Origin of the sequence: Streptomyces sp. NPDC023723, assembly GCF_040639815.1 — a bacterium.
Classification (GTDB): Bacteria; Actinomycetota; Actinomycetes; order Streptomycetales; family Streptomycetaceae; genus Streptomyces.
Window position 1 is genome coordinate 1 of sequence record NZ_JBFAAP010000067.1, and the last position, 26,939, is coordinate 26,939.

Below are 26,939 nucleotides of genomic sequence, written 5' to 3' on the forward strand. Positions count from 1 at the left end.
GCCCGGCCGCCGGCGCCCAGCAGGCCCGTCGCCTCGAACGGCTCGGCGTCCGCGAGCCGGGGCAGCTCCCGCCGGGAGACCGCGGTGACGACGGGCGGCATGGCGGCCCGCACCAGCTGGGCCGCGCGCAGCCAGCCGGGGACGTACACGGTCGGCCGGCGCCGCTCCACCGCGTCGGCCAGCCGGCCGGCCACGTGGGCCACCGGGTAGACCTTGCGGGCGGGCGGCGGCATGTGGCCGCGCAGTTCGCGCAGCACCGGGTGCCGGTCCGCGTCGTGGATCATGTCGGTGTCGGTCCAGTTGATGTAGGCGATGCCGACGCCCACCCGCCGGTGGGCCACCTCGGCCCGCAGCGACTGGGCGAACGACTCCACCCCGGCCTTGGAGGCGCAGTACGCGCTCATCAGGGGGGCCGCCCCGAGCGAGGCGAGCGAGGCCACCTGGAGGAAGTAGCCGCGGGTGCGGAACAGGTCGGGCAGGAAGGTCCGCGCGGTCACCGCGCTGCCGACGAGGTTCACCTCGACGACCCGGCGCCAGGTCGCGGGGTCGGACTCGGCGAACGGGCCGCCCTCGGCCACGCCCGCGTTGGCCACCAGTACGGACGGCGGTCCGAACCGCTGCCGGACCGCGGCGGCGGCCCGGGCCATCCCGGTGTCGTCGGTGACATCGGCCTCCCAGCACCAGGCCTCTCCCGGCAGCTCGTCCCGGATCCGGGCCAGCGCCGCCTCCTCCCGGCCCAGCAGGGCCAGCCGCATCCCGCGCCGGGACAGCTCGTGGGCCAGGGCCGCGCCCAGCCCGCGCGCCGCACCGGTCACCACGGCCGTCCGGCCGTCCAACGGATTCGCTCTCACCGGCATACGACCACTCCTCGTCGACGGCGGGCCCACCGGGTACCTCGTCCGGACTCCGGTAGGCACTCGGTCAAGGTCAGGCAAACTGCGCAGTCCGAACTGTACAGGTGCGACTGGCTAAATCTACGGTGGAGGCATGAGCGACGACACCGGGGCCCCGCCGGCGGAGAACACCCGCGACACCCGCGACACCCGCACGGACCAGGGGCCCGGCGGACCGCGCGGACGCTTCGACCGGGGGCTGATACCCCCGATGGTGCTCGGCTCGGTGCTCAATCCCATCAATTCCACGATCGTCGCCGTCGCCCTGGTCCCGATCGGCGCGGCCCTCGGCGCCCCGCCCTCCCAGACCGCCTGGCTGGTCTCCGCGCTCTACCTCGCCACCGCCCTGGGGCAGCCGGTGGTCGGCCGGCTCATCGACCTCTTCGGGCCCCGGCGGCTGTTCCTCATCAGCACCTCGCTGGTCGGCCTCGCCGGTCTGGCCGGCACCCTGGCCCCGAATCTCGGCGTCCTGATCGGCGCCCGGGTGCTGCTGGGGTTCGGCACCTGCGCCGGTTACCCGTCCGCGATGGCGCTGCTGCGCAGCGAGGCCGACCGCACCGGCGTCGACAGCCCGGCGGGCCTGCTCACCGTGCTGGCGGTGGCCAACCAGACCGTCGCCGTGATCGGCCCCTCGCTCGGCGGCCTGCTGATCGGGCTGGGCGGCTGGCGGGCCACCTTCGCCGTCAACATCCCGCTCTCGGTGGCCGCGGTGCTGCTCGGCGCCCTGAGGCTGCCGAAGCGGGGCGGTGCGCGCCGCGGCGGGGGCGGCCGGGTCACCGCCGACCTGGACCTGCCCGGCATGGCGCTGTTCGCGGCGACGCTGGTCACACTGCTGCTCTTCCTGATGAACCCGCATCTGGACGCCTGGTATCTGCCGCTGGCCGGGGTGGTGGCGGGCGCCGCGTTCGCGGTGCGCGAGCTGCGCGCCGCCGTGCCCTTCATCGACCTGCGGGTGCTCGGCGGCAACCGGCCGCTGCTGGCGACCTACGCCCGCACCCTGGTGGCGTACGTCGTCTCCTACTCCTTCCTCTACGGCTTCACGCAGTGGGTCGAGGAGGGCCGCGGCCTGTCCCCGTCGGGGGCCGGTCTGGTGCAGTTGCCGCTGTTCCTGACGGGCCTCGCGGTGTCGGCGCTCACCGGCCGCCGGGCCGGGGTGCGCGGCAAGCTGCTGGTCGGGGCGGTCGGCCAGCTGGTCGCCTGCGCGCTGCTGCTCACGCTTGGCGCGGCCAGCCCGGTGTGGCTGCTGCTGGTCGTCACGCTGATCTGCGGGGTGCCGCAGGGGCTCAACAACCTGGCGTTGCAGAACTCGGTGTACCACCAGTCCGATCCGGAGCGGACCGGGTCCTCCGCCGGGCTGCTGCGCACGTTCATGTACCTCGGCTCGATGGTCGCCTCGGCCGGCACCGCCGCCGCGTTCGGGTCGCACGCGAGCACCGGCGGGCTGCACCAGCTGGCCTGGCTGATGCTGGGCGCCGGCGCGCTGTTCCTGCTGCTGACCGTCTTCGACCGCGGTCTGCGCCGCGTCGGCGCCCGCCCGGTGGCCGGGTAGCCGGTCATTCCCGGTAGTCGGGGTACCAGGGCCGCGGGTCGACGTCGCGGAACCGGGCCCGGGTGAACATGTCCCGCAGGTCGTACGGCCGGGTGGCGTCGTAGATCATCTTGGCGGTGATGCCCTTGGTGCCCAGGTCCGGGTTGTACTGGGGGGTCTGGGAGGGGTCCAGGACGTGTCCGGCGACGCCGGGCAGCACGATCAGGTCCCGGTCGGCCTGGAAGCGGGTGGTCATGGCCCACAGCACGTCCTCGGTGTCGAAGGGGTCGACGTCCTCGTCGACCAGCACGACGTGCTTGAGCTCGGTGTAGACGCCGAGGGCGAGGACGCCGACCTGGCGGGCCCGGCCGTCGTCGAACGCGGCGGTCTTCTTCACCTGGATGATCTGGAGGAACTTGCCGCCGCCGGAGGAGTGGGCGTAGGTCTGCTGGACGAAGCCGGGGTACTCGTCCTCGCACATCCGCATGACGGCGGCCTCGGTGGGGATGCCGGCCAGCGACACGTGTTCCTCGCCGGGGCCGACCAGGGTCTGCACGATGGCGTTCTCGCGGGTGGTGACGGCCTTGACCTTGATCACCGGCAGCGAGGGGGCGGCGGGCCCGTCGTAGCCGGGGAACTCCGGCATCGCGTGGCCGGTGTTCGTGTTCTTGTCCTCGGCGACCCGGACCTTCGGCAGGATCTCGCCCTCGATGACGATCTCGGCGCGGGCGATGGCCTTCTGGTCGACGGTGAGGCAGTCGACGAGGGCGACGCCCTGGCCGCGCAGCGCGCCGCCGATGGTCAGCTCGTCGAAGCCGAGCGGGGTGGTGGGGGCCTCGAAGGAGGTGCCGAGGTAGACGGCCGGGTCGAGGCCGATGTTGATGGAGACCGGCAGCGCCTCGCCGCGTTCCTCGGCCTTCTTACGGAAGGCGTCGATGTGCCGGCCGGGCGCGAAGAAGATGGAGATCTCGTCCGCGCTCTGCACGCACAGGCGGTGGATGGTGACGTCGGTGTGCCCGGTGTCGGGGTCCGAGCCGAGGACCAGGGCCTCGCAGAAGTACGGTCCGGCGTCCTGGTCGGTGTTGGTCGGGGCGGGCAGCAGGGTGCGCAGGTCGAAGCCGTCCTGGTCGGCGCGGTGCACGACCTCCTGGCAGGGGGCCTGGTCGGCGCCGACGAACACCGGCTCGACCGGGTTGCGCACCGCGTCGGTCATCCGCCGGGTCAGCTCGCGCGGGGAGCAGCCCATGAGCAGGCCGACCCGGTCGCGGCTGGCCAGCAGTCCCACCAGGATGCGGGCGCCGTCGTAGCCCTTGATCTTCTCGAACAGCATCGCCGGGCCGACCCTGGTGGGCCGCTGGACGGTGCCGCCGGCGCCGACGCGTTTGTAGACGCCGGCCAGTTCGCCGTAGGGATCGACGGGGTGGTCGGTGGTGTGCAGCTGCCCGGGGTGGTCCTTGAGGAGGGCCAGGGCCGAGCGCAGGTCGTTGACGGAGGCGGACTGATCGGACATGGGAGGTCTCCGGGTCGAGGCAGCGGAAGCGGGGGTCAGGGACCCGGTCGCGTGCGTGCGGCGGCCAGTCCGGTCCAGCGGCCCGGGTGGTCGGTGACCAGGCCGAGCTGGTCCAGGACGCGGGCCACCAGGTGGTCGACGAGGTCGTCGAGACCGGTCGGCCGGTTGTAGAAGGCGGGCACCGGCGGCAGCACCACCGCGCCCATCCGGGACAGCGCGAGCAGGTTCTCCAGGTGGATCTCGCTCAGCGGGGTCTCGCGCGGTACGAGGACCAGCCGGCGCCGCTCCTTGAGGGTCACGTCGGCGGCCCGGCCGATCAGCCCGTCGGCGTACCCGGTGCGGATGCCGGCGACGGTCTTCATGCTGCACGGCGCGACGACCATGCCGTCGGTCGGGTACGAACCGGAGGAGATGGCGGCGGCCTGGTCGCCGGGGCCGTGCACGACGTCGGCGAGCTTGGCGACCTCCCGGGCGCTGTAGGGGGTCTCCAGCTCGATGGTGGTGCGGGCCCAGCGGGACAGCACCAGGTGGGTCTCCACGCCGTCGATGCCGCGCAGCACCTCCAGCAGCCGGACCCCGATCGGCGCGCCGCTGGCCCCGGTCATGCCGACGACGAGCCGCCTGGTCACGCGCCCGCCCCCGTCGCCGTACGGGTGGTGGCGCGTTCGGCGGCGGCCGGGCTGCCGCCCTCCTGCCAGGTGTAGTAGTCGGTCTGGTCCAGGCCGGTGAAGCCCAGCAGCCGGGCGGTGAACTCCTCGAACATCTCGCCCACGGTGCCCGGCAGGTTGTAGTACGTCGGGATCATGGGGTAGACAACCGCGCCGGCCTCGGTGGCCTGGGTCATGTTGCGCAGGTGGATGAGGTTGAAGGGGGTCTCGCGCACGCACAGGACGAGCGGGCGGCGCTCCTTCAGGCAGACGTCGGCGGCCCGTTCGATCAGCGAGGAGGACTGGCCCTGCGCGATCCGGCTGACGGTGCCGAGCGAGCACGGGACGACGATCATGCCCCAGCTGGGGTAGCTGCCCGAGGTGTGCGGCCCGTCCCAGCGGTCCGCGTCCCAGGCGGTCACCTTGCCGGAGGTCCTGCCCAGCAGCACCTGGGCCACGTCGCCGTCCGCGGCGCTGCCGAACTCGTGGGCGATCAGCTTGCGCCCGTTGGGCGAGACCAGCAGGTCCACGTGGGCGACGCGGTCGTCGCGCTCCAGCGCGGCCAGCACGTAGCGGGCCATACGGGTGCCGCCGGCGCCGGTGACGGCCAGGGTGATGGTGCGCTGTTCTGCCATGACGGTCCGTTTCTTCCGGAAGTACAGGAAACACGCCGAAGGCAAGTATTCCGGAAGAAACGGACCTGGGCATTCCGGGCGGGCTCAGGTGGCGCGGGCCACCCGGAGGGTGAGCTGGTAGTCGCCGTCCCCGTCCGTGAAGCGGCGCGTCACATTGAACGACGAGCCCACGTCGGGCAGTTGTTTGGCGACGACCGCGCGGTTGAAGACGAAGGTCTGGTCGGCGACGTGGTCGTCGTCCAGGAAGCCGAGCAGCCACACCACGACGGCGCCGACGCCCGCGGTGACCGCGCCGACCCAGGCGGCCACGCCGGTGGCCGTCAGGACGCCGGCCGCGGCGGCGAAGGCCGCGGCGACGCCCTTGCGGATGTTCTCGGCGTTGCCCTCGTCGTGCTCCCACAGCGAGACCAGGGCGCCGACCTCGGTGTCGGGCAGCGGCTGGGCGGTGCAGTTCTGGCCCCAGACGCAGCCGTCGGTGGAGGTGAAGTTCCGGGACTCGCCGCTGTCGACGTCGCCGAAGATCTGCGACCGGGTGGTGACCGTGGTGCCGCCGCCCAGCGAGCCGAAGATCCAGTACGGCTCGTTGGCGGGCCCGAAGACGCTGTCCGTCTGCCGGTCGGCGCAGTGGAACGAGGTGGCCTTGATGCTGATCCGCGCGTTCGGCGGCGCGGCCGCGCGGACCGGGGCGTCCGGGTCCAGCGCCACCGTCATGGCGGTGGCGTGCTCGCGCAGCAGGGCGCGGGAGGGCAGCGGGAAGTCCGCCAGCACGGCGGTGCCCGCGTGGATCGCCGGTACGTCGAGCCGGGTGACGGTCGGCATCGCCAGCACCGACCGGACGATGCCCGGGGCATCCTTGGCCAGGTCCCGCATCGAGTAGGACTGCTTGACGTCCAGTTGCGCGAAGCGCTTCGGGAAGAACTGCTCGCGCAGTTGCCGCGGCATCCGCTGGTCGGCGTCGCCGTGCTGCTTGATCTCCTCGTCGGTGAGGCCGTTCTTGCGGAAGGCCGTCACGATCGACTGCTCCAGGTCGGTGAGCTGGGCGCCCTGCGCGAACTTGGCGCAGCTGTGCAGCACGATGGCCAGCAGCCAGTTGCGGTCCGGGTTCGCCGTGAGCTTCCTGCGCAGCGGCGCGCCCCGGCCCTTGTCGTTCACCAGGTCGTCGAGTACGCGGTCCCTTGATCGAGGTGCCATGTCAGGTCCCCCTTGTCGCTGAACGCCGTTGTTCCGCGTCGGGAGGGCAACGTCCTGCCGAACCGGGGCGCCGTCAACGCGGTACCCCGGGTCGTACGCCGGTGCCGGGCCCGGTGCCGGGCGCCCGGCTGATGCGGCTGCCGTAGCGGCGTAAGGGGAGGACGGCAGGGGTCTCCTGGGCACGGGTGCGGGACGGAACGAGGCGTGGGGGACCGGTCGCCGCCGTGCCCCTTCCGCGTGACGCGGGGCACCCCTGGAGCCCGCCGGACGTTCTCACCTGCGGAAGGTCGAATGCCGGCCGCAGCGGGCCGGCAGCGGAGAGGAAGATCCAGCGATGAACCACCAGAAGGTGCGCGATCTGATGAGCGAGGCCGTGGTCCGCGTCCAGCGCGGCACACCGTTCAAGGAGATCGCCCACCTGCTTCAGGAGTACGACATCACCGCCGTGCCCGTGGTGGACGCGGACGACCGTCCGGTGGGGGTGGTGTCGGAGGCGGATCTCCTGGAGAAGATCTGGGGCGGCGACACCGCGCCGCCCGACGGGGCCAAGGCGTCGGCCACCGACGCGGCGGGGCTGATGACCTCGCCGCCGCTCAGCGCGCGGGAGGACTGGAGCGTGGTGGACGCGGCCCGGGTGATGGCCCGGCACGGCATCAAGCGGCTGCTGGTGGTGGACGCGGGCGAGCGGCTGATCGGCGTGGTCAGCCGCAGCGACCTGCTGCGGGTCTTTCTGCGGGGGGACCGCGAGATCCGCACCGAGATCATCGAGGAGGCTCTGGTGCAGACCCTCGGGCTGGCTCCCTCGGCCCTCCAGGTGGACGTGACGCACGGCCATGTGGTGCTCACCGGCGCCCTCCCGGAACAGGTGCCGGTCGCCGTGCTGGAGGACCTGTGCCGGCGGGTGGACGGGGTGGTCGCCGTGGAGTTCCGGGCGGCGGGCGACGCGGACGCCGAACTGACGCGCTGACACCCGCCGCTCGGCGTCCGGGCCAGCCGTCCGGACGCGCGCGGGATGCGGCCGGGCGGCACCGGCGGTCGGATGGAGGCGTGCTGAGACCCATAGCCGTGGCGGACGGCCGCTTCCGCCTGCTCGCGTCGGGCAGCCTGCTCGCCGCACTGTCGATCCTGTCCCCTCCCGCCGCCGCCCCCGCGGCGGCCGACGACACCACCCCGGTCCGCGGTTCCGCCTACATGGGCATGGGCGTGCTGGCCCATGACGGCGTGCTGGGCAGCCCGGCCGGCACCCGCGCCGCCCAGACGGAGGGCGTGGACGTCTCCAGTCACCAGGGCGACGTCGCCTGGCCGACCCTGTGGAACAGCGGGGTCAAGTGGGCCTATGTGAAGGCCACCGAGGGCACCTCCTACCTCAACCCCAAGTACGGGCAGCAGTACAACGGCGCGTACGACGTCGGCATGGTCCGCGGCGCCTACCACTTCGGTACGCCGGACACCTCGAGCGGGACCGCGCAGGCCGACTACTTCGTCGACCACGGCGGGGCCTGGACGGCGGACGGGCGGACCCTGCCAGGGGTGCTCGACATCGAGTGGAACCCGTACGGCGACTCCTGCTACGGCCGGACACCGGCGCAACTGGTGTCCTGGATCCGGGACTTCACCGACCGGTACCAGGCCCGCACCGGCCGGGCCGCGGTGATCTACACCTCCACCAGCTGGTGGAAGCAGTGCACCGGGAACGCCGACGGGTTCGGCGCCACCAACCCGCTGTGGATCGCGCGGTACGCCACGACGCCCGGGACGCTGCCGGCCGGCTGGTCGCAGTACACCATGTGGCAGTACACCTCGACCGGGCCGACCGTCGGCGACCACGACCGGTTCAACGGGACACCGGACCAGCTGACCGAGTTCGCCGGCGGCTGACCCGGCCTCAGGCGTCGGTGCCCGGGCCGGGCCGGTCGGCGCTCTCCGTCCAGTACGTGCCGTACTTGGCGGCGAGCGCCGTCGCCTCGTCCGGCGTCAGCAGGCGGACCGGCCGGTCCCCGAGCAGCAGGGACAGTGCGCAGACCTCCTCCACCTCGACCGCGGCCTCGGTGGCCGCGCGCAGTGAGGTGCCCGCGACGACCGGGCCGTGGTTCTGCAGCAGGGCGGCCCGGCAGGGGAACGGCAGCCGCTCCAGGCCGGCCGCCTGGCCGGCGTCGCCGGGCGGGGCGTAGGGCAGCAGGGGTATCTGTCCCACCCGCATGACGAAGTAGGGGGTGAGCGGGGGCAGGGCGCTCAGCTCGGACCAGGCCGGGCGGCAGGAGGCCGCGGCGGCGTGCCGGGAGTGCAGGTGGACCACGGCCCGGGTCCCGCTCTCGCGCCGGTAGAAGGCGAGGTGCAGCGGGAACTCCTTGGACGGCCGGGGTCCTTCCAGGAGGTGTCCGTCGAGGTCGAGGACGGACAGCCGCGCCGGGTCCAGGGCCGCCAGGTCGGCGCCGGTGGGGGTGATGAGGACGCGGTCGCCGTCGCGGGCGCTGATGTTGCCCGACGATCCGGGGCTCAGGCCCAGCCCCGCGAGATGGGCCGCCGCGGCGGCGAGTTCCTGGCCGACGGCGGTCATACGAGCTGCTCCCAGGCCTCGGTGAAGATGGCGGTGTCCCCGAAGTTGCCGGACTTCAGGGCGAGGTCGACGGTGTGGGCGGTGCCCGCCGGGCACACCTCGGTGCGGGCCCAGGCGACGCCGGGGGCGATGGGCGCGCCGATGCCGAGGGTGCGGGCCCGCAGTGCGGTGACCACGGCGCCGGAGGTCTCGCCGCCGGCCACCAGCAGCCGGCGGGCGCCCGCTGCCACCAGGGTGACCGCGCAGGCGGCCAGGGCCCGTTCGACCAGCGAGGCGGGGGGTTCGGCGCCGTCCGGGGTGTCGGTCTCGATGTCGGCCGGGGTGGCGACGGCGTAGACGAGGGGTGGCCGGGCCGGGTCGGCGGTCCAGTGCTCGCGGACGAACGCGGTCAGTTCGGCGACGGCGGTGTCGAAGTCGGCGCGCAGCCGGGCCAGGTCGAGCCGGCGGTGCGGCAGCCGGCCGAGGGCGTGGGCGACCTGGGCGCGGGTGGCGGCCGAGGCGCTGCCCGCGAGAACCACGCCCGGGTCGCCGGGGCGGGAGGCGGGGCGGGCGCGGGCCGCTCCCGGGTGCGGGCCGGTCAGTCCGACGGCGAGCCCGGCCGCGCCGGTGACCAGGCCGAACTCCTCGGTGGCGGCGGCGATGGCGGTCAGGTCGGTGTCGTCGACGGCGTCCACGACGACGAGCGCGTCCGCGTGCGCGGGCTCGGCCAGCGCGGCACGCAGGGCGGCGGCGCCAGCCCGCACGGTGCCGAGGCCGACCCGGGTGACGGGGTGGGTGGTCTGCGGTTCCAGCAGCCGCTGGAGGCGGGAGTCCCGCATCGGGGTGAGCGGGTGGTGCCGCATGGGGCTCTCGTCGAGCAGGTCGTCGTGGACGAAGAGCCGGCCCCGGTACACGGTGCGGCCGGTCGCCGGGAAGGACGGCACCACCACGGTGCGCCGCTCGCCGAGCGCGGCCAGCAGGGCGTCGGTGACCGGCCCGATGTTGCCCTCGGGGGTGGAGTCGAACGTGGAGCAGTACTTGAAGTAGAACCGCCGGCAGCCGATCGCGCGCAGTGCGTGCAGCGCCTTCAGGGAGCTGTCCACCGCCTCCGCGACGGGCGCGGTTCTCGACTTGAGGGCCACCACCACCGCGTCCGTCTCCGCGTCGTCGGCGAGGGCGGCGACCGCGTCCGCGCCGACCGCGACCACGGTCCGCCAGCCCCGTGCCACCAGCATGGTGGCCAGGTCGGTGGCGCCGGTGAAGTCGTCTGCGATGGCCCCGAGGGTCGGCATCAAGCCTCCTGCGTTGGTGCGGGTCGGTGGCGCGGCCCGACGGCCACCTCGTGATGATCTGTGAATTTATGTTACCAGACTTTACGCAGGTGAGATCTGGTGATACACGTTGTTCATCGTTGCTTCCCAGGAGGGCACCATGAACCTGCATCACTTGTTCGCCGACACCGGCGGCCGGACGGTGCGCTACGCACTGAGCGGGGCCGGCGGCGGATTCGCCCGGACCCTCCTGGCCCAGACCCGCCGGCTGCCCGGCCTGGCCCCGGCCGTGCTGTGCGACCGGGACCTGCCCCGGCTGCGCGCCATACTCGTCGAGCTGGGCCACGACGGGGAGCGGCTGGCCGACTGCGCCGACGCCGGGGCGGTGGCGGACGCCGTGGCCGGCGGCGGGATCGCGCTGGTGGCCGACGCCGCGCTGCTCACCGCCGCGCCCTGGGACATCCTCGTGGAGGCGACCGGCTCCCCCGCGGACGGCCTCGCGATGGCCGAGCGGGCGCTGACCGGCGGCCGGCACGTGGCGATGGTCAGCAAGGAGGTCGACTCGGTCGCCGGTCTGTACCTGGCGGACCTCGCCGCCGAGCGCGGCCTGGTGTACACGACCGCCGACGGCGACCAGCCGGCCAACCTGATCGGCCTGGTCACCTGGGCCGAGCTGCTCGGCCTGGACGTCGTGGCGATCGGCAAGTCCACCGAGTACGACCTGGTGTACGACCCCGAGGCCGGTACGGTCACCCAGCTCGACACCACCGTGCCCGCGCCGGAGCTGTCCGGGCTGCTCGGCCTCGGCGCCGACGTGCGCGCCACCCTGGATGCCCGGGCCGCCGCGGTGGCGGCGCTGCCGACCGGTGCCACCGCCGACTACTGCGAGATGGCCGTCGTGGCCAACAACACCGGTTTCCGCCCGGACACCGAGCGGCTGCACTACCCGGTGGCCCGGATCGCCGAGCTGGCCGACGTGTACCGGCCGCGCGCGGACGGCGGGGTACTGAACCGCACCGGCGCGGTGGACGTCTTCAGCGCGCTGCGGCTGCCCGGCGAGGCGTCCTTCGCGGGCGGTGTCTTCGTGGTGGTGCGCACCGACGACCCGGTGACCTGGGAGACGCTGCGCGAGAAGGGCCATGTGCTCAGCGCCGACGGGCGGTACGCCGCGATCTACCTGCCGTACCACCTGATGGGCGTCGAGACGCCGGTCAGCCTGCTGTCGGCGGTCCTGCACCACCGTCCCTCGGGCGGCACCGACCCGCGCTCGCACGCGGTGCTCGCCGGGCGGGTGCGTACGGAACTGCCCGCCGGGACCACCCTGGCGATGGGCGGCCACCACCACGACGTCACCGGCGTCCAGGCCGTGCTGCTGCGCGGCGAGGAGGCCCCCGACGACGTGGCGCCGCTCTACCTCGCCGCCCACGCCACGCTCGCCCGGCCGGTGGCCGCCGGCGAGCTGATCAGGATCGCCGACCTCGCCGACCCGGACGCCGGGCTGCTGCGGGCCTGGCGGGCCGGCCGCGCCGCGCGCGGCTGCCCCGACCGCACCGAAGGGACCACCCAGTCGTGAGCACCGATCTCCAGCACCTGCTCCTCGGAGTCGGCTCCGTCGTCGTCCTCGTCCTGCTGATCACCAAGGCGAAGCTGCACCCGTTCCTGGCGCTGGGGCTGGCCGCCCTCGGCCTCGGGGTCGCGGCGGGCATCGCCCCGGCCCGCGCGGTGGAGGCGTTCCAGGGCGGATTCGGCGACGCGCTCTCCAGCAGCGGCCCGACCATCGGTCTGGGCACCCTGCTGGGCGGCATCCTGCTCGGCTCGGGCGGCGCCGACCGGATCGCCACCGTGTTCATCGGATCGCGGCCGGTGCAGTGGATTCCCGCCGCGATCACCGCCGCGGCGCTGCTGATCGGCATGCCGCACCTGTTCGACGTCAGCTTCGTGATGCTGGTGCCGCTGGTGTACACCGTCGCCAAGCGCAGCAACACCCATCTGCTGTGGGTGGGGCTGCCGATGGCGGCCGGCCTCTACGTCTCGCACGGCCTGCTGCCGCCGCACCCCTCCCCCACCCTGGCGGTCACCGCCTACGGTGCCAACACCGGCCTGACCATCCTGTGGGGGCTGTGCATCGGCATCCCGATGGCCGTGATCACCGGTCCGGTGCTGACCCGGTTCATCAGCCGCTGGTTCGGTCCCGCGCCCGACCTGGACAAGGGTCCGGTGCAGTCGGCCGCCATCGAGCCCGAACACCGCCGCAGGCCGGCCTCGTTCGCGCTGTCGATGATCACCGTGCTGATCCCGCCGGGCCTGATGCTGATCGGCACCCTCGGCACCGCCAACACCGCCGAGGGCACGCTGCCGTACCAGTTCTTCGACGCCTGCAACAACTCGGTGCTGTCGCTGCTGGCGGCCGTGGTCTTCGCCTTCTTCGCCCTCGGCGTGCGTTCCGGCTTCGGGCTCGGCCAGCTCCAGAAGATGGCGGCGAAGGGACTCGGGCCGGTCGGCGCGATCATCCTGATCCTGGGCGCCGGCGGCGGCTTCAAGGCGATGCTCACCGAGACCGGCATCGACCAGCTGATCTCCGACTACGCCGTGGACTGGTCGATATCGCCGTTGCTGCTCGGCTGGCTGGTCGCCGCCCTGCTGCGGATCTGCCTGGGCTCGGCCACCGTGGCCACCGCCGCGGCCACCGCCATCGTCGCGCCGCTGCTGGCCGCCTCCCCCGGCACCTCGCCGGAGCTGATGGTGCTGGCCACCGCCTCCGGCGCGGTGATGCTCTCGCACGTCAACGACTCCGGGTTCTGGCTGTTCAAGGAGTACTTCCAGCTGTCGGTGGCGCAGACGTTCCGCACCTGGACGCTGATGCTGTCGCTCCAGTCACTGCTCAGCCTGGGCGGCGTGCTGCTGCTCAGCACGGTCGTGCACGGCTGACCCGGGATGATCATCGGCTAACGTCAGCACGGTGGACGGAAGGACGGAACACATGGCCCCGGACGACGAGCGCCCGCCGCTCATCCCCGACCAGCGCCGCGAACAGCTGCTGAAGCACCTGCGGCGCGACGGAGTGCTCAGCGTGCAGCAGATCACCCGGCTGCTCGGCGTCTCGCACATGACGGTGCGGCGCGACATCGCCGAGCTGGAGAAGAAGGGCATGGTGTTCTCCGTGCCCGGCGGGGCGCGGATCGCCGACGCCATCCACAGTGAGCCCGGCTTCCTCGACAAGTCCCAGGTGGAGCAGCCGCAGAAGCGGGCGATGGCGGCCGAGGCGGCCCGGCTGGTGCGGGACGGGATGACGGTCTACCTGGACGCCGGCACCACCCTGCTGGCGATGGTGCCGGTACTCGCCCAGCGGCAGGACCTGACGGTGGTCACCAACGACTTCACCACCATCGGCCGGCTGCTGGACACCCCCCACCTGGACCTGGTGCACGTCGGCGGCCGGGTGGACGTCTCCAACCGGTCCAGCGTCGGCCGGCTGGCCGCCGACACCCTGCGCCGGCTCGCCCTGGACGTCGCGTTCATCAGCACCAGCTCCTGGGACCTGCTGCGCGGCATCACCACCCCGTCCGAGGCCAAGGTGGAGGTCAAGCAGGCGGCGATGGCCTGCGCCGCCCACTCGGTGCTGGTGGCGGGCTCCTCCAAGTACGGGACCTTCGGCCGGTACCGGGTGGCACCGCTGACCGCGTTCGACACCATCGTCACCGACGCCGAGCTGACCGACGCGGCGGCCGAGGGCATCCGCGACGGCGGCTCGTCGCTGGTCCTCGCCCGGCCCTGACCCCGCCGCGGTACGGCTGTTTTCGGCCAACGACCGCCCCGGCCCGAACAGCTGTCCAAGACCCCCTGTCCTGTCCGGGAGTTGATCAATAGCCTTGGGGCGTACGCCCGTTACCGCCCCCAGGGAGCCCCATGTCCACGGCTCAGCAGGTCCCCGACATTCTCTCACCAGAGTTCGCGGCGGACCCCTACCCCGCCTACCGCGTGATGCGCGAGAGCGCGCCCCTCATCTGGCACGAGGCCACCCAGAGCTACATCGTCTCCCGCTACGAGGACGTCGAGCGCGTCTTCAAGGACAAGGCCGGCCAGTTCACCACCGACAACTACGACTGGCAGCTCGAACCGGTGCACGGCAGGACCATCCTCCAGCTCAGCGGCCGGGAACACGCCGTGCGCCGGGCCCTGGTCGCGCCGGCCTTCCGCGGCGGCGACCTCAAGGACAAGTTCCTGCCGGTCATCGAGCGCAACTCGCGCGAACTCATCGACGGCTTCCGGCACACCGGCGCCGCCGACCTGGTCAGCGACTACGCCACCCGCTTCCCGGTCAACGTGATCGCCGACATGCTCGGCCTGGACAAGGCCGACCACGCGCAGTTCCACCGCTGGTACACCGCGGTCATCGCCTTCCTCGGCAACCTCTCCGGCGACCAGGAGGTGGCCGCGGCCGGCGAGCGCACCCGCGCCGAGTTCGCCGACTACATGCTGCCGATCATCCGGCAGCGCCGCGACAACCTGGGCGACGACCTGCTGTCCACGCTGTGCGCCGCCGAGGTGGACGGCGTGCGGATGAGCGACGAGGACATCAAGGCGTTCTGCTCGCTGCTGCTCGCGGCCGGCGGGGAGACCACCGACAAGGCGATAGCAAGCATCTTCGTCAACCTGCTGCTCAACCCCGAGCAGCTCGCGGCGGTCCGCGCGGACCGCTCGCTGATCGCGCGGGCCTTCGCCGAGACGCTGCGGTTCACGCCCCCGGTCCAGATGATCATGCGGCAGACGGCCACCGAGGTGGAGCTGACCGGCGGCACCGTCCCGGCGGGCGCCACCGTCACCTGTCTGATCGGCGCGGCCAACCGGGACGGCTCCCGCTACCGGGACCCGGACCGCTTCGACCTGTTCCGCGACGACCTGACCACCACGACCGCGTTCTCCGCCGCCGCCGACCACCTCGCCTTCGCGCTGGGCCGGCACTTCTGCGTCGGCGCCCTGCTGGCCAAGGCCGAGGTGGAGACCGGCGTCAACCAGCTCCTGGACGCCATGCCCGACGTACGGCTCGCCGACGGCTATGACCCCGTCGAGCAGGGCGTGTTCACCCGGGGCCCGCAGTCGGTCCCGGTGCGGTTCACCCCGGCCGCCGCCGTCTGAGGACCCTACGGGGGCTACTGCACGACCGGCGTGAACCGCACCGGAAGGGCTGTCAGCCCCCGCATCCAGATCGAGTCCCGCCAGGTCAGCTCCTCCGGCTCGACCGCCAGGACCAGGTCCGGCAGCCGTTCCAGCAGCGTCTCCACCGCCGTCCGTGCCATGACGTCCGCGAGCAGCGGCGCCGGGTAGGGGCAGCGGTGCTCGCCGTTGCTGAACGAAAGGTGCGCGGAGTTCTCGGCGCCGACGTGCGACTCCGGCCAGATCTGCGGATCGGTGTTGGCGGCGGCGATGCCCAGCACCACGCAGTCGCCGGCCCGGATCAGCCGCCCGCCGAGCTGGGTGTCGCGCACCGCCCAGCGGCCGATGAAGTTCTGCGTCGGCGTGTCCAGCCACAGCACCTCGTTGAGCGCCTCGCCGACGCTGAGCCGGCCGCCGGAGACGTTGAGGGCGAACCGCTCGTCGGTGAGCAGCAGCCTCAGGGTGTTGCAGATCCAGTTGGCCGTGGGCTGCTGGGCGGCGGCGATGATGGAGATCAGGTCCTGCACGATCTCCTCGTCACTCAGCCCGGCCGGGTGCAGCAGCATCCGGGAGGTGACGTCCGGGCCGGGCCGCTCCCGCTTCTCCTTCACCAGCTGCGCGATCCGCTCGCCCACCCGCCCGTAGGCGGCCACCGGGTCGTCGCCCTCGGCCGCGTCCAGGGAGATCCGCAGGTCGTCCACGAGCTGCTGGGTGTCGGTGCCGGTGTGCGGCATGCCGCACATCTGGACCACCGCGCGCATCGGCAGGGCGTGCGCGTAGGAACTCATCAGCTCGGCGTCGCCGCTGCCCGCGAAGGCGGCGATGAGGCCGTCAGCGATCTGCCGGCACTCCCGGGCCAGTTCGAACTGGTCGACGCCCTCCAGTGCCTCGGTGATGACCCCGGCCCGCCGCTGGTGCTCCTCGCCCTCGGTGAACAGCACGGAGGGCTGGTAGCCGACGAACGGCATCAGCGGCCAGTCCGGCGGGATGTTGGGCCACTGGTTCCAGCGCCGGCAGTCCCGTGCGAACAGCTCGTCGTGGCCGGTCACATAGCTCAGCTCGGAGTAGCCGAGGACCAGCCAGGCGGGGATGTCCCCGTCCAGGAGCACCGGTGCCACCGCGCCGTGCTCCCGGCGCAGCGACCGGTACAGCTGCGACGGCGTCTGCTGGTACTCCAGACCCGACATGCGCAGCGCGCCGCCGTGGGCGTGGGCGGGGCAGCCCGGCGGCGGCCCCTCGGGGGTGGCGGATCCGGTCTCGGTCACGGTGTCGTCTCCCGGGCCATGGCGAGGTCGTACAGGTGGTCCACGAGGGTGATCAGCACGTCTTTGCCGGACCGTCTGACCCGGGCGTCGCACTCGATCAGCGGTACGTGCGCCGGCAGCGCGAGCGCCTGGCGGATCTCCTCCAGGGAGTGTCCGCAGGCGGCGTCGTCGAACCGGTTGACGGCCACCACGAACGGCATCTTGTGGTGTTCCAGCCGGTCGATGGCGTACCAGGAGTCGTTCATACGGCGGGTGTCGACCAGCACCACCGCGCCGAGGGTGCCGGAGAACAGCCGGTCCCACAGGAACCAGAAGCGCTCCTGGCCGGGCGCGCCGAACAAGTAGAGCACCATGCGCTCGTTGAGGCTGATCCGGCCGAAGTCGAAGGCGACCGTGGTGGTGGTCTTGCCGGCCACGCCGCTGGTCTCGTCGACGCCGACGCCGGCCTGGGTCATCACCTCCTCGGTGTTGAGGGGGCGGATCTCGCTGACCGAGCGGACCAGGGTGGTCTTGCCGACCCCGAACCCGCCCACGATCACTATCTTCAGGCCGGTCTCCGCCGCGTCGGCCAGGGGCGTACGGCCGGCGGGCAGGTCAGAGGTTACGGAGCCCATGGAGCACCTCCTTGAGAAGGGCGGAGTCGGGGAGCGAGGCGACGGACTCGGCCGCGCGCGGGTGCCGGGCGGTGATCCGGCCCATGGCGAGGAGGTCGCCGAGCAGGATGCGCACCACCGTGATCGGCAGCCTCAGTTCCGCGGCGACCTCGACCACGGCGGTCGGGTGCCGGCACATGTCCAGGATGCGGACGTGCTCCGACTGCATCCCCGGCGACGCCTCGCTCTCCCGGACCACCAGGGTGACCAGGTCGAAGTCGTCGTCGGCGCGGCTGCGGCCGCCGGTGACCGTGTAGAGCCGGTCGGGGTCGCCGGTGTCCACGGGTTTGCGGGGCGTCACTGGCCGGCACCCCCTGGCAGCGGCTGGCGGGGCTCGGCCCGCAGATGCTCGCCGATCTGCTCGACCAGTTCGGTCATCTGGTGGCCCACCACGCCGGGGTCGGCGTTCTCCTCGGCGACGACCGCGAGGTGGGCGCCCTCGCCGGCCTCGACGATGAAGAGCAGGCCGCCGTGGAACTCGGTCATGGAGTGGCGCACTCCCCCGGTGCCGTCGCCGAACTCCACGGAGGCGCCCTGGGCGAGCGCCTGGATGCCCGAGCAGATCGCCGCCAACTGGTCCGCGCGGTCCAGGGAGAGGTGGTCGGACCAGCACAGCTTCAGCCCGTCCCGGGACAGGACGAGGGCGTGCCGGGTGCCCGGGGTGCGCTCCAGAAGGTTCTGCAGAAGCCAGGTGAGGCTGTTGTCGGTGGTCTGCATGGTGGTGATGGGACGGTGGGTGCCCGGCTGACCGGTCACCGGCCCGTTCCTCCAATCTCACGTACTCAAACTCAAGCGGGAAGTAAAGGGGGCCGGGGCCCGGCGGGCGCTACGGGGCGGCGGGCGGCCCGGGCTCCGGGTGGCCGGCCGGACCGGCGCTGTCCCGGCCCGAGCGGCGGGCCCGGTGGAAGGCTCCGAAGCGGGAGCCGGCGTCGCGTACGGCGGGGCGCTCCGGGCCTGCCGTGCCGTCCTCGGTGCTGTCCTCGCCGCGGCGCTGCTCCCGCTCGCGTTCGGCCTCCGCCATGGTGCGGCCGGGGGTGCGCACGGGCAGTCCGTTCGGCGTGTTGTCGGGTGCCTCGGCGGGCCCGGGGAGGCCGACGGCGGGGGCGAGGGGCGCGGCGGGCGCCGGGGCCGCGGGCGCGGGCACGGGCGGCGCCACGGCGGGTGCCGGGGCCGGCGCCGGGGCGGCGGGGCGGCGCGGGGTGGCGCCCGCCGGGGCGGGTTCGCGCTGCTGGGCGAGGAGCTGGCGGGGCAGCAGGATGACGACGCCGGTGCCGCCGCGGGAGGAGGGGCGGTAGTTGACGCTGATGCCGTACTTGACGGCGAGTCGTCCCACGACCGCGAGGCCGAGCCGGGTGCCCTGGAGGGAGGCGAGGTCGGTCATGCGTCCGGCCACCGACTCCTCGGCGCGGCGCATGGCCGCGGTGGCCATCTTCAGGCCGCTGTCCTCGATGGTGACGACGATGCCGGCGCTGCGCTCCTCGACGTAGACGTTGACCTCGTCGATCGGCGGCGAGAAGTTGGCGGCGTTGTCCATCAGTTCGGCCAGCAGGTGCATCACGCCCTCGGCGGCGAACCCGGTGACGGCGGCCCCGGTCGAGCAGTGCAGGCGCACCCGCTGGTAGGCGGCGATCCGGCCGACCGCGCCGCGCAGGATGGACTCCATCACGATGGGCTTGTTCCAGGCGCGGCTGGACCGGCCGCCCATGAGCAGCGCCAGCCGGTCGGTCATCAGGCCGAGCTGCGAGGTGCTGTGGTCCAGCTTCAGCAGGTCGCCGAAGACCTCCTCGCCGTGCCGGTCCTGCATCTCGCGCAGGTCGGCGAGCATGCTGACCGCCTTGGCCTGCACCCGGCTCAGGGCCTTCGCGGAGGCGGCCTGGGCGGCGGCGGCCCGGCGCTCGCTGTGCGCGAGTTCCCGGACGAACGATTCAGCAGGTGCGCGCAGCGAGACCTCGCGCGGCCAGTCCAGCTCACCTATCACGGTGTCGGCGGAGTGCCCGTCGCGGAGTCTGGCCACCGCCGTGGGCAGCGCGCGGTCGGTGAGCCAGCGCACTTCGGCGGCGATCCGGCCCAGTTCCTCGGCCGACTGGCGCCGTTCGACGTCGTAGGCGACGGCGAGCCGGACGGCCTCCTCGATCTCGGCGGTGAAGGTGTGGGCGAGCTGGCGCAGTTGCGGGTCGGACGGCTGCGTCACGTGGGCCAGGGCCTCTTCGACGCCGGTGCCGTCCCGCAGCCGCTTGGCGACGGCGGGCAGGGTGACGCTGACCAGGTGCGCGCACTCGGCGGCGAGCTGCGCGAGCTGGGCCCGGGCCTGGGTGACGTCGTCGCCCTGCCGCAGGGTCGACCGGCGGGCGCGCCGGATCGACAGGGTGCTGACCACGACCGTGCCGGCCAGGCAGAGCCAGGCGCCGAGCAGCGCGGCCAGCGCCCAGGTGCGGGCCCCGGCCGGGGCCGTGGCGACGGCCGCGCCGGCCGCCGCCGCGCTCACCACCAGGACGACCGCGGGCACGACCGGAACGGCTCGGGGGGCGTTCGCCGACCGGCGCTGGCTGGATGGTGCAGGCACTGACATTCCGCGGTCCCTCGGGATGGAGAGCAGGAGACGGTCGACCGACACACGACGGTCACGGATCAGGAAGCGGACACCAAGGGGACGGCGATCTTCCGGACCAGGTACGGGGTCATGCTAGTCACCCGGCCGCGCTCCGAGATCTGACTATCCGCACACTCCGCCCAGCATCCGATTTCGGCCCGAAGGTGCGGTCGGCTCAGGGTGCCGTGGTAGTGCGCGACTGATCAATCTCCGGGCAGGACCTGGCTGTTCAGCGGCCTGGACGGTCGGGCGTTCGAGGAACCGGCGCGAGAATGACCGTTTCTTCAGAACATCAGAACCACGAACAGGTGAGCACTTTTCAGCCAACTCCCGGCGGTCGCGAGGTCCGATCACCCCAGGATCTCCACACCTCGATCGCACATTCATGCGATGCGCGGGCGGCTTCCCGCCGCGACGGCCCGACACCGGTGGCCGAAACCAGACCTGACGGCATGCCACGACGCGCACGGCGACACGTCCTTCCCCACCCTCGGCGAACTCCCGCACGGCCAACGCCGGCGGTTGTGACGACGCGGGACACTCGCCGGGGGCGTGTCCGTGCGGAGGGCGCCCGCGGGTGCGCTGCGGCTGGTCGCGCGGTTCCCCGCGCCCCCGCCGGGGCGCCGTGGTCGAGGGACCCGCCCTACTCCCCCGCGGCCCCCGGCCCCGCGAAGGCGCGTCGGCCGTGGACGAGCAGTTCGCGCACCGCCGGATCGGGTCCGCTCCGCCAGACCAGGGCGAGCAGTGCCGGGGTCGCCAGGTCCTCGACGGCGCGGGCGGTCAGCCGGTCGCGGTGGCCGGCCGCCATCGACTCGCTCAGGACGGCGACGCCCAGGCCCCGGGCGGCGAGCCCGGCCACGGCGTCGGCGGCGCCCGCCTCCAGGGCGATCGAGGACCGCAGGCCGTGCGCGGCGCAGGCCCGGTCGAACGCGGTGCGCAGACCGGTGCCGGGCGGCATGCACACCAGCGGGTGGGCGACCAGGTCGGCCAGCGTGATCCGGCGCCGCCGCGCGAGCGGGTGCCCGGCCGGGACCGCCGCGACGAGCCGCTCACTGACTATCGTCAGGGCTTCCAGTCCCTCGGGGGCGGCGGTCGCGGTGCCGACGAGCGCCACGTCGAGGGTGCCGTCGCGGACCCCGGCGAGGAGCCGGTCGGAGTTGTCCTCCAGCAGTGCGATCTCCACCCCGGGATGCGCCCCGTGGAACGCGGCGAGCGCGTCGAACAGCGGGGTGAGGGTGCAGCCGACGACCATGCCGACCGTCAGCCGGCCCCGGATCAGACCGGTCACCTCCGCCACCGCCCGGCCGACCGCCCCGGCCGCGGCGAGGGCGGCGCGCGCGTGTCGCAGTGCCGCCTTCCCGGCGACGGTGAGGGCGACGGTGCGCGCCGACCGGTCGAACAGCTCGGCGCCGAGTTCCCGTTCCAGTTGGCGGATCTGGGCGCTGACCCCGGACTGGCTGATGTGCACGCGCTCGGCGGCCCGGGTGAAGTTGCGCTCCTCGGCGACCGCGACGAAGTACTCCAGCTGCCTCAATTCCATAAGCCCTGATTCTAGTTTCCAGCAGAACCATCTGTTGGACTTCTGGTCGGCGCCCCGGCCAGGCTGGACGGCACAGGAACCCACGTCAGGAGGAAGCCGTGCCGGAGTACGAGAAGGCCATGCGGCCCGAGGACATCACCCGGCTGTTCGTCGAGCGGTCCAACGCCGGGGACGCCGCCGGCGTCGCCGCGCTCTACGAGGAGGACGCCGTGCTGGCCTACCCGCCCGGTCGGGTGACCGTGGGCCGGGAGGCGATCCGGGCGCTGTGGGAGAAGGTGCTGTCCGGCCGGCCCCGGTTCGAGCCGGAGCCGCCGCTGCCGACCCTGGTCGGCACCGGCGGTGACATCGCGCTGACCGCCACGCCACCGAGGGACGGCACCGGAGCCCGCGCCCAGGTCGTGCGGCGGCAGCCGGACGGGAGCTGGCTGCGGCTGCTCGACCAGCCTGAGTTCGTCCCGCCCGGCCGCTGAGCCGCGTCCTCGCGCCGGTTTCGTACCCTTGCGGCATGCGGATGCGCCCCACCCTGAGCTGGACCCCCACCGAGGATCTGCCGCCGGGCAGCACGGACCCGGCGCCGGTCGCCGACGCGCTGGGGGCCGGCCGGGTGCTGGTGCTCAGCGGGGCCGGCCTCTCCACCGAGTCGGGCATCCCCGACTACCGGGGCGAGGGCGGCAGCCTGAGCCGGCACACGCCGATGACGTACCAGGACTTCACCGGCGACCCGCAGGCCCGGCGCCGGTACTGGGCGCGCAGTCACCTCGGCTGGCGCACCTTCGGCCGGGCCCGCCCGAACGCCGGTCACCGGGCGGTGGTCGCGTTCGGGCGGCGGGGTCTGCTCTCCGGTGTGATCACGCAGAACGTCGACGGTCTGCACCAGGCCGCCGGCAGTGAGGGCGTCGTGGAACTGCACGGCAGCCTGGACCGGGTGGTCTGTCTGTCCTGCGGCGCGCGCAGCGCGCGCCGGGAGCTGGCCCGGCGGCTGACCGAGGCCAATCCCGGCTTCGCGCCGGTGGCCGCGCACATCAACCCGGACGGGGACGCCGACCTCACCGACGACCAGGTCGGGGACTTCCGGGTGGTGCCCTGCCTGGTCTGCGGCGGCGTGCTCAAACCGGACGTGGTGTTCTTCGGGGAGGCGGTGCCGCCCGAGCGGGTCGAGCACTGCCGGTCGCTGGTCCGGGCGGCGGCCACCCTGCTGGTGCTGGGCTCCTCGCTGACGGTGATGTCCGGGCTGCGGTTCGTCCGGCAGGCGGCCGGGGCGGGCACACCGGTGCTGATCGTCAACCGGGACCCGACCCGGGGCGACCGGCACGCCGTCACCCGGGTCGCGCTCCCGCTGGGCGCGGCCCTGACCGACGTGGCGGACCGGCTCGGCGTCCCCGTCGACGCCTAGGGCCGCTCCGGGCCCAGCCGGACCAGCAGGTCACCGCCCTCGACCTGCTGTACGCGGTGGACGGCCAGCCTGGTCACCGTGCCGGCCCGGGGCGCGGTGATGGCCGCCTCCATCTTCATCGCCTCGATGGTGGCCACCGTCGCCCCGGCCGCCACCTCGTCGCCCTCGGCGACCGCGAGGGTCACCACGCCCGCGAACGGCGCCGCGACCTGCCCGGGGTCGCTCCGGTCGGCCTTCTCGGTCACCGGGACGTCGGCGGCCGCCGCCCGGTCCCTGACCTGGATCGGCCGCAGCTGCCCGTTGAGACCGGCCAGCACGGTGCGCATGCCCCGCTCGTCGGGCTCGCCGACCGCCTGGAGTTCGATGAGCAGCCGCACCCCTGGTTCGAGGTCGACGGTGTACTCGGTGCCCGGCCGCAGTCCGTAGAAGAAGTCCTTGCTGTCCAGGACGCCGGTGTCGCCGTAGGTCCCCCGGTGGGTGTCGAAGGCGCGGGCCGGGCCGGGGAACAGCAGCCGGTTGAGGGTGGCGCGGGGGTCCTTGGCGAGGCACTCGCGGTCCTCGGCGGTCAGCTCCGGGACCGGCGGTGCCTCGGCCCGGCCGCGCAGCGCCTTGCCGCGGAAGGGTTCGGGCCAGCCGCCGGGCGGGGTGCCCAGGTCGCCGCGGAGGAAGCCGATGACGGAGTCGGGGATGTCGTAGCGGTCGGGCGCGGCCTCGAAGTCCTCGGGCGCGACCCCGGCGCCGACCAGGTGCAGGGCCAGGTCGCCGACCACCTTGGAGGACGGGGTGACCTTGACCAGGCGGCCGAGCATCCGGTCGGCGGCGGCGTACATCGCCTCGATGTCCTCGAAGCGGTCGCCGAGGCCGAGGGCGATGGCCTGGGTGCGCAGGTTGGAGAGCTGGCCGCCGGGGATCTCGTGGTGGTAGACCCGGCCGGTCGGCGCGGCCAGGCCGGCCTCGAAGGGCGCGTACACCTTGCGGACGCTCTCCCAGTACGGTTCCAGGTCGCCGACGGCCTTCAGGTCCAGGCCGGTGGGGCGCTCGGAATGGTCGGTGGCGGCGACGATCGCGGTCAGCGACGGCTGCGAGGTGGTGCCCGCCATCGAGGCCACGGCGCCGTCCACCGCGTCCGCGCCGGCCCGTACGGCGGCCAGGTAGGTGGCGAGCTGGCCGCCCGCGGTGTCGTGGGTGTGCAGGTGCACCGGCAGGTCGAACTCGCGGCGCAGCGCGGTGACCAGTCGCTCGGCGGCGGGCGCGCGCAGCAGGCCCGCCATGTCCTTGACGGCCAGGACGTGTGCGCCGGCGGCGACGATCTGCTCGGCGAGGCGCAGGTAGTAGTCGAGGGTGTAGAGCCGCTCGGCGGGGTCGCAGAGGTCGGCGGTGTAGCACAGGGCGACCTCGGCGACGGCCGTGCCGGTGGCGCGTACGGCGTCGATCGCGGGCCGCATCTGGTCCACGTCGTTGAGGGCGTCGAAGACGCGGAAGATGTCGATGCCGGTGGCGGCGGCCTCCGCGACGAAGGCGTCGGTGACCTCGGTCGGATACGGGGTGTAGCCCACGGTGTTGCGGCCGCGCAGCAGCATCTGGAGGCAGATGTTGGGCACCGCCTCGCGCAGCGCCGCCAGCCGCTCCCAGGGGTCCTCGGCGAGGAAGCGCAGGGCGACGTCGTAGGTGGCGCCGCCCCAGCACTCCAGGGAGAGCAGTCCGGGCAGGGTGCGGGCCACCACGGGGGCGACGGCGAGCAGGTCCTTGGTACGCACCCGGGTGGCCAGCAGCGACTGGTGGGCGTCGCGGAAGGTGGTGTCGGTGACGCCGAGGGTCGGTGACCGGCGCAGCCGGCGGGCGAAGCCTTCGGGGCCGAGGGCCGTGAGCGACTGGCGCGAGCCGGACGGGGGTTCGCCCGCGGGCAGCGGCGGGAGTTTGGTCAGCGGGTCGATCAGGGCGGGGCGTTCGCCGTGCGGTCTGTTGACCGTGACGTCGGCGAGGTAGGTGAGCAGTTTGGTGCCGCGGTCGGCGGAGTGCCGGGAGGTCAGCAGGTGCGGGCGCCGCTCGATGAAGGAGGTGGTGACCCGGCCGGCCCGGAAGTCGGGGTCGTCCAGGACGGCCTGGAGGAAGGGGATGTTGGTGGCCACGCCGCGGATGCGGAACTCGGCCACCGCGCGCCGGGCCCGGCCCACCGCGGTGGCGAAGTCCCGGCCCCGGCAGGTGAGTTTGACCAGCATCGAGTCGAAGTGGGCGCTGATCTCCGTACCGGCGTGGGTGGTGCCGCCGTCGAGGCGGATGCCGGAGCCGCCGGGTGAGCGGTAGGCGCTGATCAGGCCGGTGTCCGGGCGGAAGCCGTTGGCCGGGTCCTCGGTGGTGATCCGGCACTGGAGGGCGGCGCCGCGCAGCGTCACCGTGTCCTGGGAGAGGCCGAGGTCGGCGAGGGTCTCGCCGGCCGCGATGCGCATCTGGGCCTGCACCAGGTCGACGTCGGTGACCTCCTCGGTGACCGTGTGCTCGACCTGGATTCGCGGGTTCATCTCGATGAAGACGTGGTTGCCGTCGCGGTCCAGGAGGAACTCCACGGTGCCGGCGTTGCGGTAGCCGATCCGGCGGGCGAAGCGGACGGCGTCGGCGCAGATCCGGTCGCGCAGATCGGGGTCGAGGTTGGGCGCGGGGGCGAGTTCGACGACCTTCTGGTGGCGGCGCTGGACCGAGCAGTCGCGCTCGTAGAGGTGGATCACGTCACCTTGGCCGTCGGCGAGGATCTGCACCTCGATGTGGCGGGGTTCGACCACCGCCTTCTCCAGGAACACGGTGGCGTCACCGAACGCGGAGGCGGCCTCCCGGGACGCCGCCTCGATCGCCTCGCGCAGCCGCGCGGGGTCCTCGACGCGGCGCATGCCGCGCCCGCCGCCGCCCGCGACCGCCTTGACGAAGACGGGGAAGCCGACGTCGTCGGCGGCGCGGACCAGCGTGTCCACGTCGGTGGCGGGGGCCGAGGAGGCGAGGACGGGGACGCCGGCCTCCCGGGCGGCGGCCACCGCGCGGGCCTTGTTGCCGGTCAGTTCCAGGATGTCGGCGCCCGGTCCGACGAAGATGATGCCCGCCTGCTCGCAGGCGCGGGCCAGGTCGGAATTCTCGGAGAGGAATCCGTAGCCCGGGTAGACGGCGTCGGCGCCCGCGTCGCGGGCCGCGCGGACGATCTCCTCGACGGAGAGGTAGGCCCGTACCGGGTGTCCCGGCTCGCCGATCTGGTAGGCCTCGTCGGCCTTCAGCCGGTGCAGGGAGCCCCGGTCCTCGTGCGGGAAGACGGCGACCGTCCGCGCACCGAGTTCGTAGCCCGCGCGGAACGCGCGGATGGCGATCTCCCCGCGGTTGGCGACCAGCACCTTGCGGAACATTGTCGATCCCTTCAGCCGGCCCGTGACGAGACCATCGTGGCGGCGGCACCCCGGTTACGCCATGTGAGGCGGGCCACTCGCCGGGCGGGTGAGGGGCGCGCGGCGGCCGGTCTGTGCCGGCCCGTCGGGGGAACGCGTCAGGCATGCGCGCACTCGTCATCAACTGCACTCTCAAACCCGCTCCGGAGCCGTCGAACACGCAGGCCCTCGCCGACACCGTCATCAGCTCGCTGCAGGGGCACGGCGTCACGGTGGACACCGTCCGGGCCGTCGACCTGGACCTGCGGCCCGGCGTGGAGACCGACATGGGAGCCGGCGACGACTGGCCCGCCGTGCACGACAAGCTCCTCGCGGCCGAGATCCTGGTCATCGCCTCCCCGACCTGGCTGGGCCGGCCGTCCTCGGTCGCCCAGCGGGTGCTGGAGCGGATGGACGCCATGCTCAGCGAGACCGACGACGAGCGGCGGCCGGTCGCCTACAACCGGGTGGCCGGGGTGGTCGTCACCGGCAACGAGGACGGCGCCCACCACGTCATCAGCGAGATCAACGGCGCCCTGGTCGACATCGGCTACACCGTCCCCGGCCAGGCGTGGACGTACTGGCACCTCGGTCCCGGGCCCGGCCCCGACTTCCTCGACGACGACCGCGGCCACGACTGGTCGGTGTCGACCGGCCGGGCCATGGCGTCCAACCTGGTGCACGCGGCCCGCGCCCTGGCCGCGCTGCCGCTGCCGGCCCCACCGTCCTGAA

The 26,939-nt window shown here is 73.4% G+C and carries 24 protein-coding genes; 10 read left to right on the forward strand and 14 right to left on the reverse strand.

Annotated features, from left to right (window positions below):
• Window positions 1-857, reverse strand: an 857-nt coding sequence (locus AB0G32_RS36010) for an SDR family oxidoreductase (protein WP_361173579.1), incomplete at its 3' end; no start/stop codon positions are given.
• A 247-nt stretch (window positions 858-1,104) separates the two neighbouring features.
• Here AB0G32_RS36010 and AB0G32_RS36015 point away from each other — a divergent pair.
• Window positions 1,105-2,442 (forward strand): MFS transporter, encoded by a 1,338-nt coding sequence (locus tag AB0G32_RS36015; protein WP_361173675.1) that lies wholly within the window; start codon window positions 1,105-1,107, stop codon window positions 2,440-2,442.
• A gap of 4 nt (window positions 2,443-2,446) precedes the next feature.
• On the opposite strand, the gene AB0G32_RS36020 is transcribed toward AB0G32_RS36015, so the two are convergent.
• From AB0G32_RS36020 to AB0G32_RS36035, 4 genes are all read right to left on the reverse strand, one after another.
• The gene (locus tag AB0G32_RS36020; RefSeq protein ID WP_361173582.1) at window positions 2,447-3,931 is read right to left on the reverse strand and encodes a UbiD family decarboxylase; all 1,485 of its coding nucleotides are present in this window, start codon (window positions 3,929-3,931) and stop codon (window positions 2,447-2,449) included.
• 35 nt (window positions 3,932-3,966) lie between these two features.
• Window positions 3,967-4,560, reverse strand: coding sequence for a UbiX family flavin prenyltransferase (locus AB0G32_RS36025; protein WP_361173585.1), 594 nt, complete (start codon window positions 4,558-4,560; stop codon window positions 3,967-3,969).
• A complete protein-coding gene (locus tag AB0G32_RS36030) occupies window positions 4,557-5,213 on the reverse strand; it encodes a UbiX family flavin prenyltransferase (protein WP_361173588.1) in 657 nt (218 codons plus the stop codon). The genes AB0G32_RS36025 and AB0G32_RS36030 overlap by 4 nt, the downstream gene beginning before the upstream one ends.
• An 84-nt stretch (window positions 5,214-5,297) precedes the next feature.
• A complete protein-coding gene (locus AB0G32_RS36035) occupies window positions 5,298-6,404 on the reverse strand; it encodes a hypothetical protein (protein WP_361173591.1) in 1,107 nt (368 codons plus the stop codon).
• 334 nt (window positions 6,405-6,738) lie between these two features.
• On the opposite strand from AB0G32_RS36035, the gene AB0G32_RS36040 reads away from it, so the two are divergent.
• Complete coding sequence (locus tag AB0G32_RS36040) at window positions 6,739-7,371, forward strand: CBS domain-containing protein (protein WP_361173594.1); 633 nt, start codon at window positions 6,739-6,741, stop codon at window positions 7,369-7,371.
• An 80-nt stretch (window positions 7,372-7,451) separates the two neighbouring features.
• Window positions 7,452-8,282: a lysozyme gene (locus tag AB0G32_RS36045; RefSeq protein ID WP_361173597.1), complete on the forward strand. Its 831-nt coding sequence runs from the start codon at window positions 7,452-7,454 to the stop codon at window positions 8,280-8,282.
• 7 nt (window positions 8,283-8,289) lie between these two features.
• On the opposite strand, the gene AB0G32_RS36050 is transcribed toward AB0G32_RS36045, so the two are convergent.
• Window positions 8,290-8,961 (reverse strand): class II aldolase/adducin family protein, encoded by a 672-nt coding sequence (locus AB0G32_RS36050; RefSeq protein WP_361173600.1) that lies wholly within the window; start codon window positions 8,959-8,961, stop codon window positions 8,290-8,292.
• The gene (gene otnK / locus AB0G32_RS36055) at window positions 8,958-10,232 is read right to left on the reverse strand and encodes a 3-oxo-tetronate kinase (protein ID WP_361173603.1); all 1,275 of its coding nucleotides are present in this window, start codon (window positions 10,230-10,232) and stop codon (window positions 8,958-8,960) included. The genes AB0G32_RS36050 and otnK overlap by 4 nt, the downstream gene beginning before the upstream one ends.
• Window positions 10,233-10,371: 139 nt before the next feature.
• Here otnK and AB0G32_RS36060 point away from each other — a divergent pair, with 139 nt between their 5' ends.
• From AB0G32_RS36060 to AB0G32_RS36075, 4 genes are all read left to right on the forward strand, one after another.
• Complete coding sequence (locus AB0G32_RS36060) at window positions 10,372-11,784, forward strand: homoserine dehydrogenase (protein WP_361173606.1); 1,413 nt, start codon at window positions 10,372-10,374, stop codon at window positions 11,782-11,784.
• The gene (locus tag AB0G32_RS36065; RefSeq protein ID WP_361173609.1) at window positions 11,781-13,139 is read left to right on the forward strand and encodes a gluconate:H+ symporter; all 1,359 of its coding nucleotides are present in this window, start codon (window positions 11,781-11,783) and stop codon (window positions 13,137-13,139) included. The genes AB0G32_RS36060 and AB0G32_RS36065 overlap by 4 nt, the downstream gene beginning before the upstream one ends.
• Before the next feature lie 52 nt (window positions 13,140-13,191).
• Window positions 13,192-13,986, forward strand: a complete 795-nt coding sequence (locus tag AB0G32_RS36070; protein WP_361173612.1) for a DeoR/GlpR family DNA-binding transcription regulator — start codon at window positions 13,192-13,194, stop codon at window positions 13,984-13,986.
• Window positions 13,987-14,117: 131 nt separating this feature from the next.
• Window positions 14,118-15,347 (forward strand): cytochrome P450, encoded by a 1,230-nt coding sequence (locus AB0G32_RS36075; protein ID WP_361173615.1) that lies wholly within the window; start codon window positions 14,118-14,120, stop codon window positions 15,345-15,347.
• A 14-nt stretch (window positions 15,348-15,361) separates the two neighbouring features.
• On the opposite strand, the gene AB0G32_RS36080 is transcribed toward AB0G32_RS36075, so the two are convergent.
• The 6 genes from AB0G32_RS36080 to AB0G32_RS36105 all read right to left on the reverse strand — a co-directional run bounded on the left by AB0G32_RS36080 (window position 15,362) and on the right by AB0G32_RS36105 (window position 21,413).
• Window positions 15,362-16,630: a cytochrome P450 gene (locus AB0G32_RS36080; RefSeq protein ID WP_361173618.1), complete on the reverse strand. Its 1,269-nt coding sequence runs from the start codon at window positions 16,628-16,630 to the stop codon at window positions 15,362-15,364.
• Window positions 16,627-17,244, reverse strand: coding sequence for an ATP/GTP-binding protein (locus AB0G32_RS36085; RefSeq protein WP_361173621.1), 618 nt, complete (start codon window positions 17,242-17,244; stop codon window positions 16,627-16,629). Before AB0G32_RS36085 ends, AB0G32_RS36080 begins: the two co-directional genes overlap by 4 nt.
• Entirely contained in the window at window positions 17,225-17,584 is a 360-nt protein-coding gene (locus AB0G32_RS36090) for a DUF742 domain-containing protein (protein ID WP_361173624.1), read from the reverse strand. Before AB0G32_RS36090 ends, AB0G32_RS36085 begins: the two co-directional genes overlap by 20 nt.
• A complete protein-coding gene (locus AB0G32_RS36095) occupies window positions 17,581-18,000 on the reverse strand; it encodes a roadblock/LC7 domain-containing protein (protein WP_361173678.1) in 420 nt (139 codons plus the stop codon). Before AB0G32_RS36095 ends, AB0G32_RS36090 begins: the two co-directional genes overlap by 4 nt.
• Before the next feature lie 109 nt (window positions 18,001-18,109).
• A complete protein-coding gene (locus AB0G32_RS36100; RefSeq protein WP_361173627.1) occupies window positions 18,110-19,852 on the reverse strand; it encodes an ATP-binding protein in 1,743 nt (580 codons plus the stop codon).
• Window positions 19,853-20,516: 664 nt separating this feature from the next.
• A complete protein-coding gene (locus tag AB0G32_RS36105; protein ID WP_361173630.1) occupies window positions 20,517-21,413 on the reverse strand; it encodes a LysR substrate-binding domain-containing protein in 897 nt (298 codons plus the stop codon).
• 98 nt (window positions 21,414-21,511) lie between these two features.
• Between AB0G32_RS36105 and AB0G32_RS36110 the strand changes: the two genes are divergently transcribed.
• Together AB0G32_RS36110 and AB0G32_RS36115 are read left to right on the forward strand one after the other, a co-directional pair.
• Window positions 21,512-21,883 (forward strand): nuclear transport factor 2 family protein, encoded by a 372-nt coding sequence (locus AB0G32_RS36110; RefSeq protein WP_361173633.1) that lies wholly within the window; start codon window positions 21,512-21,514, stop codon window positions 21,881-21,883.
• A 35-nt stretch (window positions 21,884-21,918) separates the two neighbouring features.
• On the forward strand, window positions 21,919-22,806 hold the full coding sequence (locus AB0G32_RS36115; protein WP_361173635.1) for an NAD-dependent protein deacetylase: 888 nt from the start codon (window positions 21,919-21,921) through the stop codon (window positions 22,804-22,806).
• Here AB0G32_RS36115 and AB0G32_RS36120 read toward each other — a convergent pair.
• Window positions 22,803-26,189 (reverse strand): pyruvate carboxylase, encoded by a 3,387-nt coding sequence (locus AB0G32_RS36120; RefSeq protein ID WP_361173638.1) that lies wholly within the window; start codon window positions 26,187-26,189, stop codon window positions 22,803-22,805. The genes AB0G32_RS36115 and AB0G32_RS36120 overlap by 4 nt on opposite strands.
• Window positions 26,190-26,332: 143 nt before the next feature.
• Here AB0G32_RS36120 and AB0G32_RS36125 point away from each other — a divergent pair, with 143 nt between their 5' ends.
• On the forward strand, window positions 26,333-26,938 hold the full coding sequence (locus AB0G32_RS36125) for an NAD(P)H-dependent oxidoreductase (RefSeq protein WP_361173641.1): 606 nt from the start codon (window positions 26,333-26,335) through the stop codon (window positions 26,936-26,938).
• Window position 26,939 lies beyond the last annotated feature (1 nt).